At 68.7% G+C, this 15,187-nt stretch carries 10 protein-coding genes and 1 pseudogene; 4 read left to right on the top strand and 7 right to left on the bottom strand.

Features of this window, described 5'->3' with window-relative positions:
* Positions 1-38 precede the first annotated feature (38 nt).
* Complete coding sequence (locus AC0IZS_RS24465; protein ID WP_471638038.1) at positions 39-2,690, bottom strand: RCC1 domain-containing protein; 2,652 nt, start codon at positions 2,688-2,690, stop codon at positions 39-41.
* 330 nt (positions 2,691-3,020) lie between these two features.
* Between AC0IZS_RS24465 and AC0IZS_RS24460 the strand changes: the two genes are divergently transcribed.
* On the top strand, positions 3,021-4,133 hold the full coding sequence (locus tag AC0IZS_RS24460; protein WP_471638037.1) for a hypothetical protein: 1,113 nt from the start codon (positions 3,021-3,023) through the stop codon (positions 4,131-4,133).
* A 42-nt stretch (positions 4,134-4,175) separates the two neighbouring features.
* Here AC0IZS_RS24460 and AC0IZS_RS24455 read toward each other — a convergent pair whose 3' ends face one another.
* Both AC0IZS_RS24455 and AC0IZS_RS24450 read right to left on the bottom strand, forming a co-directional pair.
* The gene (locus AC0IZS_RS24455; protein ID WP_471638036.1) at positions 4,176-6,719 is read right to left on the bottom strand and encodes an RCC1 domain-containing protein; all 2,544 of its coding nucleotides are present in this window, start codon (positions 6,717-6,719) and stop codon (positions 4,176-4,178) included.
* Positions 6,719-9,403, bottom strand: coding sequence for an RCC1 domain-containing protein (locus tag AC0IZS_RS24450; protein WP_471638035.1), 2,685 nt, complete (start codon positions 9,401-9,403; stop codon positions 6,719-6,721). Before AC0IZS_RS24450 ends, AC0IZS_RS24455 begins: the two co-directional genes overlap by 1 nt.
* A gap of 176 nt (positions 9,404-9,579) precedes the next feature.
* Here AC0IZS_RS24450 and AC0IZS_RS24445 point away from each other — a divergent pair, with 176 nt between their 5' ends.
* Together AC0IZS_RS24445 and AC0IZS_RS24440 are read left to right on the top strand one after the other, a co-directional pair.
* Positions 9,580-10,626: a P1 family peptidase gene (locus tag AC0IZS_RS24445; protein ID WP_471638034.1), complete on the top strand. Its 1,047-nt coding sequence runs from the start codon at positions 9,580-9,582 to the stop codon at positions 10,624-10,626.
* Between the two features lie 42 nt (positions 10,627-10,668).
* Positions 10,669-11,295 (top strand): SMI1/KNR4 family protein, encoded by a 627-nt coding sequence (locus AC0IZS_RS24440; RefSeq protein ID WP_471638033.1) that lies wholly within the window; start codon positions 10,669-10,671, stop codon positions 11,293-11,295.
* A 17-nt stretch (positions 11,296-11,312) separates the two neighbouring features.
* Here the strand turns inward: AC0IZS_RS24440 and AC0IZS_RS24435 are convergent.
* Positions 11,313-12,261, bottom strand: a pseudogene (locus AC0IZS_RS24435) (diguanylate cyclase domain-containing protein).
* A 39-nt stretch (positions 12,262-12,300) separates the two neighbouring features.
* Positions 12,301-13,110: a hypothetical protein gene (locus tag AC0IZS_RS24430; protein ID WP_471638032.1), complete on the bottom strand. Its 810-nt coding sequence runs from the start codon at positions 13,108-13,110 to the stop codon at positions 12,301-12,303.
* Between the two features lie 188 nt (positions 13,111-13,298).
* Here AC0IZS_RS24430 and AC0IZS_RS24425 point away from each other — a divergent pair, with 188 nt between their 5' ends.
* On the top strand, positions 13,299-13,436 hold the full coding sequence (locus AC0IZS_RS24425) for a hypothetical protein (RefSeq protein WP_471638031.1): 138 nt from the start codon (positions 13,299-13,301) through the stop codon (positions 13,434-13,436).
* A 19-nt stretch (positions 13,437-13,455) separates the two neighbouring features.
* Here AC0IZS_RS24425 and AC0IZS_RS24420 read toward each other — a convergent pair whose 3' ends face one another.
* Together AC0IZS_RS24420 and AC0IZS_RS24415 are read right to left on the bottom strand one after the other, a co-directional pair.
* Positions 13,456-13,890 carry a hypothetical protein gene (locus AC0IZS_RS24420; protein WP_471638030.1) on the bottom strand — a complete coding sequence of 145 codons (435 nt, stop codon included), beginning with the start codon at positions 13,888-13,890 and terminating at the stop codon, positions 13,456-13,458.
* A gap of 52 nt (positions 13,891-13,942) precedes the next feature.
* On the bottom strand, positions 13,943-15,142 hold the full coding sequence (locus AC0IZS_RS24415) for a hypothetical protein (protein WP_471638029.1): 1,200 nt from the start codon (positions 15,140-15,142) through the stop codon (positions 13,943-13,945).
* Between the last annotated feature and the right edge of the window lie 45 nt (positions 15,143-15,187).

Raw genomic sequence — 15,187 nt, 5'->3', positions numbered from 1 at the left:
CCGCGACCCTGTCCAACAAAATTTGGCATGCCCGCCCTTCAATAGTCCGGCGCGTCCGGCCCCAGCTCCAGCACCTCGCGAAAGCGCCGGGCTGCCAGCATCTCGTCGGCATCCCGCCCATAGCCGATGTACAGGCGCAGGCCGGTGAGATCGGTGCCTTGCTGCAGTTGCGGCAGGATGTTCAGCGGCACCGACTGGGTTTCGCTGCCCAGTTGGACGCTGCTGGCGATCGCCGGCACCGGCCAGCGCAGCGGGCCCCAGGTGCCCTGGGCATCGAGCTGCACCCAGACGCCCTGGCCCAGGGGCCCGGCGGAGGCCATGGCATACACATTGGCGCCTGCCGGGGTGCCGGCGCTGCCGAACACGTCGCCCGTGAACGACAGGCTGCGCAGATTGCCCGACAGCCGCGCCTTCACCCGGAACGGCGGGCGATTCGCAGCCGCCGCATTCGGCACCGCAGGGTCCAGGTCCAGATCCCCGGTGCCGGCTTCATTGACCACGGGGACGGGCTCCGCCGCACTGGCGTATGCACCGGATCCCAGTTGCCCCTGTCGGCCCTGGCCCAGGGCCCACACCGTTCCATCGGCAAGGCGCAGGTGGACGGTACCGCCCCGCCGGGCGGTCGCTGTGGTGCCGACGCGGTCCTCGTCCACCCCCATCGATATCTCCTGGATGGGCGAATGCAACTGCAGGCGCCGGCCCCGGTGCTCGTTGAACAACTTGCCGTAGCACTGGGCCGAACCATCCTGCAGCACCGCGCAGACATTGAAATCGCCCGCATGGATGGAGACCGCCTTGTGCGGCAGCGGCAGCACGATGGGGGCATGCGCGATCCACTGGTCCCTGGAAAGCAGCGCACTGTCCTGCCCGGTAATCCCGTATCTTCGCCGTGCACCCCAGAACCATACGGTGCCGGACGCGTCCAGCGCGTACAAAGCGCCGTAGGTGCCATCGGCCGTCGCCACCTGGGTGATGGTGGTCGGCAGCCCCTCCAACTTACGTGGTACGGACGACCACCTTATGACCGCATCTGTGTCGGAGCTCTGCGCAGGGATGATGTCGATGCTGCCGCCAATGGCCCAGACCGACCCGTCCCTGCCGAGGATCGCGCCATGGCCATTGCCCCCTACGGACACACTGCGCGCAAGCGGCAGGCCCGTGGAGCTTTCCACCACGAGCGGACGGGTGTGGGGGACGGGTGAGGTACCCCAGTTCCCTGAACTCCAGACCTTGCCGTTGGCATCCACCGCAAGCCACTGGCCCTGCGCCGCCGCGAGCTGAGTGACCAGTGCCCCCAGTGGAATGTGCGTGGGCGTCTGCGCATGGCTGGCGCCATGCAGGCTGGCTTGCCGGTCGTACTGCACGGCGCCGAGCCCCCAGCGGAACACACGGCCATCCTTCAGCAGGGCATAGCTGGCCGCCTCGCTCGCATGCACGCTGACCGCCTTCGAGGGGAGGGTCAGCACGCGCGGACTGGCGAGCGATTCAGCCCCACCGGCCGCGTCGGTGGCAATCGCCAGGTGCAGGCTGGTGTTGGAACCCATTGCATGGAGCTTGCCGTCGCGCGTGATGTACATCAAGACTGGCAGCACGCCTGTCAGGGCGGTGTTGTGACCGCTGGCATCCACCACGCCAGAGGCAACGCGCTCCGCTGCAACATAAGGCCCGCCGGGAATCTCGGCCGTGGGCATGTACTGCCATTGCCAGAGATCTCCCTCGCCGGTCCACCCCAGGGAGGCGTCGCGGCCATGAATCACCTTCTGCAGTTTCACACCGGCCTTCTCCATTTCGGGGTGGATGCGGCTGCGGGCAGCGAAAGGCTCATAGGCCTGTGCCCAGCGCTCAGCGGGGCAGTGGGTGAGCGGCAGGGGCGGCACGCCGTGCGGAGGGAAGAACAGGGGATCGGTGCCCCACACCCACAGGCGGCCATCGGCATCCCTGGCCGTGACGCGTGCGACGGGGCCCCTTGCCGGGATGGCCGCAGACTGGTAGTTGATCGGCCCCTGGGCCTCGAAGATGAAATCCACGATGGGCGGCACGCCGCGCATGGCCCTCGGCGCCGAGGCCGCAGCGCTGCTGTCCGCACAGGCCGCGTCTTCGCCCCAGGTCCACACCACGCCCTGCTCGTCGAGCGCCACGGTGGCGCGCAGCTGGTGCTCTATGCGCACCAGCCGCGCAGGCACCTGCGCGGCGCGCTCGGGCACGGCGGCGTCCACGCCCGACGGCAACGGTCCCCACCACCAAGGCTGGCCGTCCTTGTCGATCACAAAGGAGGGAGCGGAATCGCCCCCGTTGGCGATGTACACCGCGCCGCGAAACACCACCTGCGGCGTGGCCCGGTCTGCCCGCGTTCCGTCCCCGAGCTGCCCCCGGGCATTGGTGCCCCAGCTCCAGACATTGCCCTCTTCGTCCAGCACCAGCGCGGTGGTCCTGCTGGTGCGCACGGCCGCGGCCTTGACCGGCAGGGGAATCTCGATCGCCGTGCTGGCGTAGACCGTCTTGCCCTGGCCCAGCTGGGCCAGGCGGTTGTCGCCCCAAGCCAGCACGCTGCCATCGGCCTGCAGTGCCATGCCGTGGCGCGCGCCGGTGGCAATGGTCTGGGCCAGCGCGGCGCTCGATGGCCCCAGGCCCGCCAGCAGCGCAGGCAACAGCCAGCCTGAGGCCCGACGCCATGGTGGTGGAGTCGTCATGGTGATCTTCCCTTCCTCTCTTTGGTCTGTCGCGAGGCCTGTCAGCAACGAAGGCCACGCGCAACGGCGTCGTCACACACCGTTGCGGCATGTGCGCAAAGAAACCATCCTATGCCGCGCCGCGCGGCAGCGCCCCACCCCACCGGGATGGGCCACGCCTGGCGGGATCTCGGCCTGGGTGCCTAGCGCAGTGCGGTCAATCCTCGGGACCAGGCCCGTGCCCGCGAACTGCGGCAGGATGGGCAGCGCCATCTACGGACCGGCCTGGCGCCCTTGACCACCCACCCCGCTCCCTACAATCGGCCACCAACGATTGACCCAAGGAACTCCATGGCCGCAACACGGCGAAGCATTCTCACTGCACTGGGCGCCTGGCCTTGCTCACTGCTCGCGCAGGCACCAGCGACAACGGGAGCTGCTGCGCCTGCCGCCACTGCGCCCACCGAAGCCGCCACCGGCAAGGCCAGCATCCACCCTTCGATGGAGGTGGGCGATGTGGTTGCGGCCGACGTGGTGGTCGATGGCAAAGTGCTTGCGCGACTGGACAGCAAGGCCACGCAGCCGGGCATGAGAAAGCCGCCCGCTCTGGTGTTCCCCCTGCCCTCCGGGCTCAAGCGCCTGCAGTTCAAAGGCACCGTCACCATCGCAGGCAAGGTCTCGCAGTTCAACCGGACATGGCAGGTGCGCGACATAGCTCCCGTATCGGCAACGCTGTATGACCAGAGCAAGCCGTGGATCGAGCGCGTCCGTGGGCTGGAGCCTGCACTTGTCAGGCCCGCCAGCGCCCCCAGCCCACGCCAGAAGACCGCCACGGTGGCGTTGCAGGATCTGGAAAAGCGCTTGCGCGCGCCGCTGCCCGAGATGGTCAGGCTGCTCGCCGCCTGGGACATCCGGCCCGGTGGCCACTACTTCCTGCCACCTGCAGACATGTCCACCGTGACCGAAATGCTGCTCGGTGAATGGGACTACACGCGCACCGGCAAGAACGGCCTGGACGAGTTGTTGTCCGCCGCCGTGCGCGCTCGGTACGACCGCAGCCTGGCCGTGTTCGTCGAGGTCGGCGACGGCCTGGGCGCCCTGGCATGGGACCCCGCCGGCGTCACGCCGGGCGAGCCCCCCAACACCTGGGGCGACAAGGGCAACCCGGGTGCCAAGCCAAGCGCGCCCAATCAGGGCGTGTGGTACTGGCTGCACCAGAATACCCTGGACAGGCCCACGCTGCTGCTGGACGATGACTACCGTCCCAAGACCACCGAAGCGGCCTTCACCCACGTGCTGGAACGCTTCTGGCTGTCGAGCCTGGCCAAGAGCAAGGACGATGGCGTGCAGGTGGTCGTGAACACGGCCAATCCGCGCGCCAATCGGCTGGCGCTGTATTTCGACGAGCGCAACAAGCCCCGGATCTTGCTGCGCAATCACGACTATCACTACAGCATGTACTGAACGCCTGCGGCGCTGCACGCCATGGGCGTGCGGCTGGGCAGGTCAGTCCTCGGGCGCCAGCTCCAGCACCTCGCGATATCGCCCCGCGGCCAGCATCTCGTCCACGTCGCGGCCGTAGCCGACATACAGGCGCAGGCCCGCCAGGCCCGCGCCCGGAAACTGCTGCAGGAGGTGGGCGAGCGGCACCGACTGGGCTTCGCTGGCCAGTTGCACGCCACTGGCCACGGCCGGCACCGGCCAGCCCAGTGGGCCCCACTGGCCCTGCGCATCGCGCTGCAGCCAGGTGACGCCCCCGGCCATCACGTACACCTTGCTGCCCGCTGGCGTGCCGGCGCTGCCGAACACCTCCCCATCGAACGACAGGCTGCGCAGGTTGCCCGACAGCCGCGTCTTCACGCGGAACGGGGGGCGCTTTGGCGTTGCCACGTTGGGCGCGGCGGGGTCCAGGTCGAGGTCGGCGGTGCCGGCCGCATCGACCACCGGCACAGGCTCGGCGGCGTTGGTGTAGGTGCCCAAACCCAGTTGCCCGCCCTGCCCCTTGCCCCAGGCCCAGACAGTGCCATCGGCCAGCCGCAAATGCACCGTGCCTTCGCGCTCGCCATCCACGCTGATGGACACCTCGCGCACCGGTGCATGCAGGCGGAACAGCCGGCCCAGGTGCCCGTTGAACATCCGGCCGCGGCAGAACGCGGCGCCATCGTCCAGCACGGCGCAGAAGTTGTAGTCACCGGTATGGATGGAGACCGCCTTGTCCGGCAGGGGCAGCACGAAGGGCGCCTTCACCGCAGGACTGAGCAAATGCTCCTGGGTGGTGTCGCGCCCTCCCAGCCCGAAGCCGTGAAAGCCCCAGTACCAGACGGAGCCTGACGCATCGAGCGCAAAGAAACCGCCGACCCGGGTGACCGCCACCTGGGCGATGTTGGAGGGCAGGCCGCTGACCTGGGTGGGAACGAATGCCTTGGGGGCACCGACCGAGGCGCTGGTCCATAGGCCCCGCGTCCATACCGTTCCATCCACGCCCACCAGCAGGCCGCCGCGGGCGGCGATGTCCCGCACCGCGGGCAGCCCCGTGGAGCGGGGCAACATGGCCGGGCGCAGGTCCTGCGCCGTGGCGCCCTGCTCCACCGGGGTCGTGCTCCAGACATTGCCGCTGGCATCCAACCCCATCCACAACTCGTTGTCCGTGGCCAGCTTCACGAAGGCAACGGGCGCATCCACCAGCGAGGGCAGCGGCAGCATCGCCGGCCATCGAACCCTGTCCTGGCTGCCGTAGCGCGGGTCCCCAGAGCCCCAGCGGAACACCCGGCCGTCCCTGAGCAGCGCGTAGCTGCCGTTGGATTGCGTGTGGACACTGGCCGCCGGGCCGAGCAGCACCACCTTGCGCGGGCTGGAGGCCGAGTCCACATCGCCATCGGCCACACCGTGGTGCAGCCTGGCATTGGTGCCGCGCACATGCAGCCGGCCATCGCGGGTGATGTACATCAGCCCGGGCAGATAGGCATCGGGCCCGGAAGAATAGGCGCCCGCCTCGACCACCCCGGAAGCCACTTGCGCCACGTTGTACCTGGTATGGCTAGCGTCCTGGTAGGTCCACAGCCACAGGTCGCCACCTTGGGTCCACCCGTAGTAGAACGCCTGCTTGCTCACATCGATGGTCTTGGAGCGTGCCTGGTCCACATAGCTGAGCACGACGCCCAGGTTGCGCAGTTCGTCGGGCCCGGTGTAGGCGGCCTCCATCACGCGCTGCGCGTCGGCGGACGGGGCCGGGGGGCAGAAATCCTTCCACACGGGCCAAAGTCCTTCGAAGCCGCCCGTGATGAACTCCGAACCCCATGCCCAGTACCGGCCATCGCGGTCCTGCGCGTAGACCAGGGAATGGGGAGGGTTGCGGCCGTACATGTTGCCGTAGGTCTGGTCCGTGAGACTGAAGCGGCGGATCGGCGGCACGCCACGCATCGCCACCGGCCCGCTCAGCGCTGGCGAGCCGGTGCAGGGCACGCCCTCGCCCCAGGCCCACACCACGCCCTGGTCATCCAGCCCGGCCGAGGTGGAGCCCTCCTGCATCAGCGCGGTGAGCCGCGCGGGAATGGCGGCGGATTGCACGGGCTGCGCCTGCACCGCCCCCGATGGCAAGGGCCCCCACCACCAGGGCTGGCCATCGCGGTCGATCAGGGTCGAGGGGTACAGGTCGCCGCCGTTGTAGGTGATCTGCGCCGCGTTGCGGAAGATGACCTGCGGCGTGGCGCGGTCGGCCAGCGTGCCATCGCCCAGCTGCCCCTTGCGATTGGTGCCCCAGCTCCAGACATTGCCCTCTTCGTCCAGCACCAGGGCATGGGTGGCGCTGGTCTTGAGGGACACTGCCTTGGCGGGCAGCGGGATCACCCGGTCCGCATCGCTGTACGCGGTACGCCCCTGGCCCAGTTGCCCCTGGCGGTTGTCGCCCCAGGCCAGCACGCTGCCGTCGGCCATGAGGGCCAGGCTGTGGCGTGCGCCGGTGGCGATGGTCTGACCTTGCGCGGTGGCGGCGCCCAGGCCCAGCAAGGCCGCCAGGGCGATGGATGGCAGTAGAGAGTCTCTTGTCTGCATCATTGCCCCCCCAGCAAGGTCGGGCCGCACGGCGTGAGCGTGCAATCCTCGTGGACCAGTTCGAGCACTTCGCGAAAGCGCCTTGCGGCGAGCATTTCGTCCACATCGAGGCCATGGCCGACGTACAGGCGCAGCCCCTCCAGGCCCGTACCGGCGAACTGCTGCAGGATGTTTTCCAGCGTGATGGACTGGGCTTCGCTCGCCAGCGCTGCACCACTGGCGATGGCGGGCACGGGCCAGCGCAAAGGGCCCCAGTGCCCCTGCGCGTCGAGCTGTACCCAGGTGCCGCCGCCCGGCGTGCCGGCACTGGCTATGGCATACACATTGCTCGCCGCCGGCGCGCCAATATTGCCGAACACCTCGCCACCGAGCGACAAGGAACGCAGGTTGCCGATCAGCCGCATCTTCACCCGGAAAGGGGGGCGCCCGGGTATGTCGGGCGCGGCCGAGGGGCCCAGGACCAGGTCTGCAGTCGCGGTCCCGTTGACCACCGGCATGGGCTCTGCCGCGTTGGCATAGGTGCCGTTGCCCAGTTGGCCATGGAGCCCCTGCCCGTGCGCCCATACCGAGCCATCGGCAAGCTGCAGGTGCACGGTTCCCTGGGTACCGGTGGAAGCATGCGCTCCGAAGGAGATCTCCCGGATCGGGGCGTGCAGGCGAAACCGCATGCCGCGGTGCTGGTTGAACAACAAGCCATGGCATTGCGCCGATCCTTCCGCGAGGATGGCACAGAAGCTCGACTGGCCGGCGCGGATCGCAACCGCTTTCTGGGGCAGTGGAACCAGGATCGGCGTCTGCACCTCGCGGTCGCTGGCAGACAACTGGTCGCTGTCGTGCCCCGTCAACCCGAACCGGGAACGGCTGCCCCAGAACCAGACCCCGCCCTCGGCGTCCAGCGCGTACAGTGCAGCAAACACGGGGGTGGCCGAAGCCACCTGCACGATGGACGGGGGTAGGCCCTGCACTTGGTGCGGCGTGGCGAGCACATCTGCGACGCCGTACCAGTCTGGAACCACACCGGGCACGATGGGCGCAAGAGGCCCCACAGGTGCAAGCCCTGCACGCGTGCCCATGGTCCATACCGACCCATCCACGCCGAGGACCATCCCGATGGTCTTGCCGGACACCGCAATGTCCCGGGCCAGGGGCAGGCCGGTATCGCGGATCAGCATTGCGGGCAGGTACGACTTCAACGGTTCGCGCTCGGTGAGCCGGCTGCCCCAGCCGTCGGAACTCCAGACCCGACCGTTGGCGTCCAAGGCCAGCCACTGGTCTTGCGTCACCGCCAGCTTGGCGATGGGCGCACCCAGGGGAACGTGCGTTGGCACCTGGGAGTACAGCCGTTGGTCGAAGTTGGCCTGCGGGTCGTATCGGGTGGCGCCCAGACCCCAGCCGTAGACCCTGCCATCGCTGAGCAGCGCGTAGCTGCCGTAGGGCTGCGCGTGCACACTGATCGCAGGCCCGGGCAGCGCCACCGTGCCGGGGGTGGTCCTGGCATCCATCTCGTCGGGTGCCGCGGCCAGGTGCAGGCTGAGGTTGGAGCCCAGCGCATGGAGCCGGCCGTCGCGCGTGATGTACAGGATGCCGGACACCAGGGGTTCGCCCTCGCTGGTGTGGGAGCTGGCATCCACCACGCCAGTCGCCACACGGTGCAAGGTGACGCGGTAGCCTGCCGGCTCCGCTTCTAGCGGTTGCATCCACTGCCAGAGATCCCCATCGGCGGTCCACCCCAGGTAGCCAGCGCCGCCCACCGCCGCGTGCCGAACGATCTTCACACCTTGTGCGGCCAGTTCGGGGTGGATACGGCGCGCATAGGACCACGGGTCTTCTTGCGTGGAAACAGGTGGGCAGTAGGTCAGCCGCGGTAGAGGGAGAGGTCCCCAACTGGACACCCTGGGGTCCGTGCCCCACTTCCAGAAGGCGCCCGTTCCGTCCCGCGCGATGATGCGGGAAGCCGGGACCTCGCCCACACGCTCTTCCGGGCTACCGCGCACAGGGGCCGAGGCGGCCAGCAACAGTTCCTCGATGCGCGGCAGGCCCTTCATGGCCACCGGCTCGGTGTACGCGGCAGTGCCCGCACAGGCAGCGCCCTCGCCCCAGGACCAGACCACACCCTGGTCGTCGAGCCCAGCGCTGGTACGTGCCTGATGCACGATCTGCACCAGGCGCGCGGGCACGCGCGCCGCCCGCTCGGGCACTGCCACGTTGGCGCCGGAGGGCAAAGGCCCCCACCACCAGGGCTGCCCGTCCTTGTCGATCAGGAACGACGGCCCCCTGTCCCCCCCGTTGACGATGCCGCTCGCCCCCCGGAAGATGACCTGTGGCGTGGGCCTGTCCGTGCGCGTACCGTCGCCCAACTGGCCCTTGCGGTTGGTCCCCCAGCTCCACACATGGCCCTGCTCGTCCAGCACCAGGACGCCGGTATTGCTGGTGCGTACGGCCGTGGCTTTGGCCGGCAGCGGGATTTCCCGGGCCGTGCTGGCATGGACGGTTTTGCCGCTGCCCAATTGGGCCTGGTGGTTGTCGCCCCAGGCCAGCACGCTGCCATCGGCCTGCAGCGCCAGTCCATGGCGTGCGCCGGTGGCGATGGTCTGCGCATGCACGGCGCTGGTGGATGAGGCCCAAGCCCCAAGCAGTGCGGGCAGCAGACAGGCCAAAGCCCGACGCCAGTGTGGTGTCGCCATGGTGGTCCTTCCTCTCTCTTGTGTTATCGGCCCATTGTGGTGCGGCGGCCCCGCTGCACAGGTGATACCCGTCACGTTCAAAAGCCCATAAAACACACCGTTACAACGTGGCCAGAACAGGTCGATCTGCTCCTGATGCTGCGCCCCTCGTAGCCCACCGCCCATAATCACAGGCCATGACGACCCCAACGACAAGCATCCCCGCCGCCCTCCCCTCCCATTCCAGCGATTACCCGGACCACGACGCCGGCAGCATCACCCGCGTGCCCGGCATCGAGGTGGGCCACTTCACCGATACGCGCCGCCCCACCGGCTGCACCGTGATCCTGGCGCGCGACGGCGCGGTGGGCGGTGTGGACGTGCGCGGCGCCGCGCCCGGCACGCGCGAGACGGACCTGCTGGACCCGTCGAACCTGGTGGAAAAGGTGCACGGCGTCATGCTGGCGGGCGGCAGCTCGTGGGGGCTGGATGCCGCCAGCGGCGCGGTGCGCTGGCTGGAAGAGCGCGGCATCGGCTTCGACGTGGTGGTGGGCCGCCTGCCGCTGGTGCCCAGCGCCGTGCTGTTCGACCTGCTGGTGGGCGACATGCGCATCCGCCCCGATGCGGCGGCGGGCTACGCCGCGTGCGAGGCCGCCTCGCGCGCCGACCCGGCCGAGGGCAATGTGGGTGCGGGCACGGGCGCGGCCGTGGGCAAGATCTTCGGCATCCACAACGCGATGAAGGGCGGCATCGGCACGGCATCGGTCACCGTGGATGGCGTCACCGTGGGTGCGCTGATCGCCTGCAACGCCCTGGGCGACGTGATCGACCCCGACACGGCCCAGGTGATCGCCGGCGCCCGCACCGACGATGGCCGCCAGCTGCGCGACACGCGCCGTGCCCTGCTGCGCGGCGAGGCGCCCAAGCCGCTGCTGGCAGGCACCAACACCACCATCGGCGTGATCGCGACCGATGCCACCATAACCAAGGCCCAGGCCCACCGCCTGGCCGTGGCCGCGCACGATGGCCTGGCGCGCAGCATCAACCCGGTACACACCATGTCCGATGGCGACACGCTGTTCACCCTGGGCACGGGCGTGGCGGGCAAGAACCCGGGGATGATGGTGCTCTCGACCATGGCGGCCGAGGTGACGGCGATCGCCACGGCGCGGGCGGTGCGCGCTGCGCGCTCGGTCACGACGGCGGAGGGGCTGTACCTGCCGTCGGCACAGGATCTGGCATGACGCGCCTGCACGCTGCCGCATGAATACCTGGCGGGCCCGACCATGACGTCCACGCTTCACGATCTGCAGCGCGTGCGCGTGGCGTCCGGAGCGCCTGTGGCTGCCTGCCGGGCCGCACTGGATGCCGCAGCAGGCCACGTGGCAGATGCCATCGACCTGCTGGCCCGACAGAGCGCCTCGGCAAGCGCCCCAGACCCCTTCGATGGCACGGACTGGTTCACCGGCCCGCCGCTGACGCGCAGCGCACTGCACGCTGCGCAGCAGGCGCTGGGCTTTCGGTTTCCGGCAGCCTACGCCGAACTGCTGCTGACGACCAGGAACGGAGGCAGCGTGCAGCGCCCCTGTTTTGCGGTGAACCGCCCCACATCCTGGGCCACTGACCACATTGCGATCACCGGCATCCGCGGCATCGGTGGCAAGCATGGGATCGACATCGCCACCGAACAGGCCATCCATGCGGACTGGGGCTATCCCTCCTGGGGTTTCGTGTTCGCGGAAACGCCGACCGCAGGGCACACCGTCGTCATGTTCGACTACCGAGCCTGCGGCCCCGAAGGCGAGCCCGGCGTGGTATGGGTCGACACCTATGGCGACGAACCCGAGGTCATCGTGCTCGCGCCGGACTTCACCGCGTTTCTGGCCGGCCTGCGCGATGCCGACGCCGAATAGAACGGCCAGTCAGCCCATCACACCGTTTCGATGCAGTTGCGCCCATTCTTCTTGGCCGCATACAGCCGCTGGTCCACTGCATCGATGAAGTCCGCAGGCTTGGCGTAGCCACCCGGCGTGGCGATGCCCACGCCGATGCTCAGCGTCACGCACTGCTCGTGGGGTGACTGGGCGTGGGCGATGGCCTGCTTCTGGATCAGGCGCTGGCAGCGCTCGGCCACCTTGAGGGCGGCAGCGGCATCGGCGCCGGGCAGCAGGATGATGAACTCCTCGCCGCCGAAGCGCGCCACCAGGTCGCGCAGGTTCTCCAGCGCCAGGCTCAGCGTCTGGGCGATGTTGATCAGGCACTCATCGCCCTGGATGTGGCCGTACAGGTCGTTGTACTGCTTGAAGAAATCGATGTCGAGCATGAGCACCGACACGGGCGCGCCGCTGCCGCCACCATGGCCACCGCCAGTGCGCGCACTCTCACACGCCAGCTCGGTGGCGGCGTTGAAGCGGCGCCGGTTGGCGATGTTGGTGAGGCCGTCCTTGAACGACAGGGCTTCGAGCTCCTTTTGCAGGGCCAGCAGTTTTTCCTCGGTCTTCTTGCGCTCGGTGATGTCGAACATGAAGCCGATCAGTGCCTCGCCATCGGGCTTGCGCACCACGTGGACCACATCGCGTATCCACACAAAGCCGTTGTCCTTGGTCAGGGCGCGGTAGTCGGCCTCGTGGTCCACGCCGGCCTTGGATTGGGCCACGCAGAAGTTGACCACGTAGTCGCGGTCCTCGGGGTGCCTAGTCGTCCACGGTGAGCCAGCTGTCCTGGCTCCAGCCCAAAAGCGGCTCGATCTGCGGGCCGATGTAGGCGAATTGCATCGTCGCCCAGTCGATCTTCCAGGGGATGGCTCGGGTCGATTCGAGCAGGGTCTTGTAGACCACGCTGTCGCTGTCGCCGCCATCGAGTTCTTTCACGCCGGACATGTCCATGGTCATTGGTCCCTGTCGATTCCTGGCATGGGCTCAGCTTACCGCCACCGGGTGGCTGTGCACGGTCGCAATCCCATTCCAGTACCAGTAGAAAAAGCCGCCCTTCGTCTGCAGCAGCGTGTGTGTGGTGATGCTGTTCTGGCGGATGTCGCCCCAGCAGGCGCGGGCCGAGTTGCGGTTGTTGTGCAGGTCGATCACGGCCGCTGGGTCATTGCTGGCCGGCTTGGGCGGCACGTAGAGCGCGCTGCCGCGCGGCACCCACAGGTCGGCCAGGCGTATCTTGCCCAGCGCCGGCCAGTAGCGGCCCACCGAGATCACCAGCGGCTGGGTCGGGTCGGTAGAGGCGAACACATGCGGGAAATCATGGTGCTCCAGGTCGGTACAGACCACGCTGAGCAAGGCATCACCCGTGCCCTGGTAAGGTGACCAGTGGCCGGCGAAGACACCGTATTCGTACTCCACCTGCTGCAGCGCGGTGACCGGGCTCTCGATCTGCACCGCCTGCCCCGGCTCCACCAGCGTCATGCCAAAGGCAGCCGCGATGCTGCGCGTGGCCCACAGGGGTGCAAACACCACCTCCTCGGCGGCAAAGCCCAGCTGCGTCTCCACGCCCCAGGGCGGCGTGGGCTTGACGCCCAGCACGTCGGCCACCAGGTACTCGCGGCCCACGGCCAGGGCCGGGTCGGTGGCGGCGGGCGTGAGCGGCGTGACATCGGCGGGCGGCTCGGCCAGGTAGACCGGCATGCCGCCGTCGTTGTAGAAGAACGGGGTCTTGGCGGTATCGACCTGGGTCTCGTATATGTCCTTGATGAACAGCGGGGCGTCGAGGTGGGATCCGGGCATCGGTGGGGCGTTCCTTCGGGGCGGGCTGGGGTTCGGTCGTTCCTGGCTGCAAGAGCCGTGCCCCTCTCCAGGCGCGGCCCTGCCTTGGCACTATAGCGGCGCCGGATGACTGCCCTGGGTCGTCGGGCCCATGGCCATCCCAATACCGCGTTAAGCGGCAAGGCTCGGTGGTGGCGCAGTTCCTGCTGATGGGCGCGACGATGGCGGTGCTCTACCGCATGCGCGAGCGGCCGGTGGGCAGCGGGCGCTTCATGGCCTGGCAGTCGCGCATCCCGGGCGTGATCCTGATCGCGCTGGGGTTGCGACTGGTAGCGCAGCAGCGGTAGCCGGCCCCAGGCTCTCGGCTCATGGCTCGGTACCCTCACTCACCCGGCGGTAGGTGATCTCGCGGCCTTCACGGTTGTCTTTGCCGGTGAAATCCGAGCGGGTCAGCGACGTGAGCTGGTAGGTGGCGTAGCGGATGCCACCGCCTGAGAACTGGCGGCCGCCTTGTTGAAGATAGCGGCGCTTGAAGTTGATGCCATCATAGGTCCATTCGCCGCTGTAATGCTCGCTTTCCGTACGACCGTCCGGCGCCACGACCTTCGCGTGTTCGCTGAATTTTCCGTCCTGGCCCAGCGCAATGACCACGCGCATCCTGGCCCCCTCAGACTCAGCCTCGCGCAACCAGGTGCCGACCATGCGGCCCCGTGTTTCCTCAATGCGGGCACTGTGCGCGTCGTCACAGCCAGACAGCACAAGGGGCAGGAACAGCGCAGCGGCGAGCAGAGGATTCTTCATACGCGCAGCATCATAGACAGATGGATGCGCCAGCCCCAGCGCCCAGCACGGTTCAACGACCGAGCTTCGCCCGGAGCCTATCCAACCCCTTGCGGGCCAGCTCACCCGTGCGCTGCGCCCCTTGCTGGACTTGTTCGGTCGTGGGCAACGCGTCCTGCGCTGCGCGGGTGGCGCTGCGCAAGGTCTCGGCCGCCTGGCCCGTCAGCTCGCCGCCGCGCTTCTTCAATTCGTCCACCTGCTCGGCGGTAGGCATTTGCTCCCGGGTCCAGCTGGCGGCCTTGCCCACGGCGCCCGCAATCTGTCCGGGCAGTTCGGTACCACGCATTCTGAGTTCCTCCATCTGCTGCACGGTGGGCAGCTGTTCCTTGGTCCATGTGGCCGCCTTGCCGGCCGCGTCGGCCACCTGGCCGCCATAGTGGCCCGCATGCTCCCGGGCGCGGGTCCAGACCTTGACCACTTCGCCGGGCGGCGGGGTCTGCAGGGTCTGCTGCACCTGGGCCAGCAATTGCTGCTCGGGCTCGGCCAGCGCCGCCCCGCCGGCCTGCAGCATGTGCGCCAGGAAGGTCCCCATCTCGGCCGCAATGACCTGGTGGTTGCAGTCCGGGTTGGCATGCAGAAAGGCGGCCAGTTCGCGCGCCAGCTCTTGGGGCGGGGCATCGGCCAGGCCGGGCTCGATGGCGGCCATGGCCTGTGCGACAAAACGATCATCCAGACCCCACTCGTCCACCAGGTGCGCGGCCAGGAAGGCGTGCCGCGGCGGTGGCACCACGCCATCGGCCCCTGCAGCCAGCCGCAGCGACAGCGGCGCGATCAGGTCGAACAGCGCCAGCCCCAGTGTGTCCAGTGGCGTGTTGAGGCAGCGGGGAATCTCGATGACCCGGCTGCCCTTGGAGTGGCCCAGCCAGCGGTACATGCCATAGCACGCACCACCCGAGGCCAGCGCAGCAAAGGCCACCCAGCCCACGGGCGTGGCAGCTGCGCCCACGCCCAGCGCCCCCATCAGGCCCGAGGGCGCAAAAAACGCCGACGCCACCAGGCTGGACTTGGCGACAGCCGCTCCGGCGCCGGCTGCGCCCAGCACATCCCAGAGCTCACGGCCCCGGTTCACCATGCGCAGCGAGGCATAGGCGTTTTCGCCGATGGCCAGCTTGGCCTTGAAGCGCAGCGGCTCGGCCACGACGCGCTCGACACCGTCCAGGCCCGAAGCGGCCTGCGGCACGGCCTGGGGTTCCACCTTGGCGATCTCGCTCACTCTGCAGCTCCTGTTGTGGTCATCGCCGGTGATGATCGCATGGGG

Source organism: Acidovorax sp. AC410, assembly GCF_979253235.1.
Note: the sequence above shows the minus strand (reverse complement) of the source record. Positions and strands in the feature narration are given on the sequence as shown.

Coding starts and splice junctions, on each gene's coding strand:
- AC0IZS_RS24420 (WP_471638030.1), bottom strand. CDS start 13,890: ATGAAGAATCCTCTGCTCGCCGCTGCGCTGTTCCTGCCCCTTGTGCTG.
- AC0IZS_RS24455 (WP_471638036.1), bottom strand. CDS start 6,719: ATGCAGACAAGAGACTCTCTACTGCCATCCATCGCCCTGGCGGCCTTG.
- AC0IZS_RS24425 (WP_471638031.1), top strand. CDS start 13,299: ATGGGCGCGACGATGGCGGTGCTCTACCGCATGCGCGAGCGGCCGGTG.
- AC0IZS_RS24445 (WP_471638034.1), top strand. CDS start 9,580: ATGACGACCCCAACGACAAGCATCCCCGCCGCCCTCCCCTCCCATTCC.
- AC0IZS_RS24460 (WP_471638037.1), top strand. CDS start 3,021: ATGGCCGCAACACGGCGAAGCATTCTCACTGCACTGGGCGCCTGGCCT.
- AC0IZS_RS24465 (WP_471638038.1), bottom strand. CDS start 2,690: ATGACGACTCCACCACCATGGCGTCGGGCCTCAGGCTGGCTGTTGCCT.
- AC0IZS_RS24450 (WP_471638035.1), bottom strand. CDS start 9,403: ATGGCGACACCACACTGGCGTCGGGCTTTGGCCTGTCTGCTGCCCGCA.
- AC0IZS_RS24430 (WP_471638032.1), bottom strand. CDS start 13,110: ATGCCCGGATCCCACCTCGACGCCCCGCTGTTCATCAAGGACATATAC.
- AC0IZS_RS24440 (WP_471638033.1), top strand. CDS start 10,669: ATGACGTCCACGCTTCACGATCTGCAGCGCGTGCGCGTGGCGTCCGGA.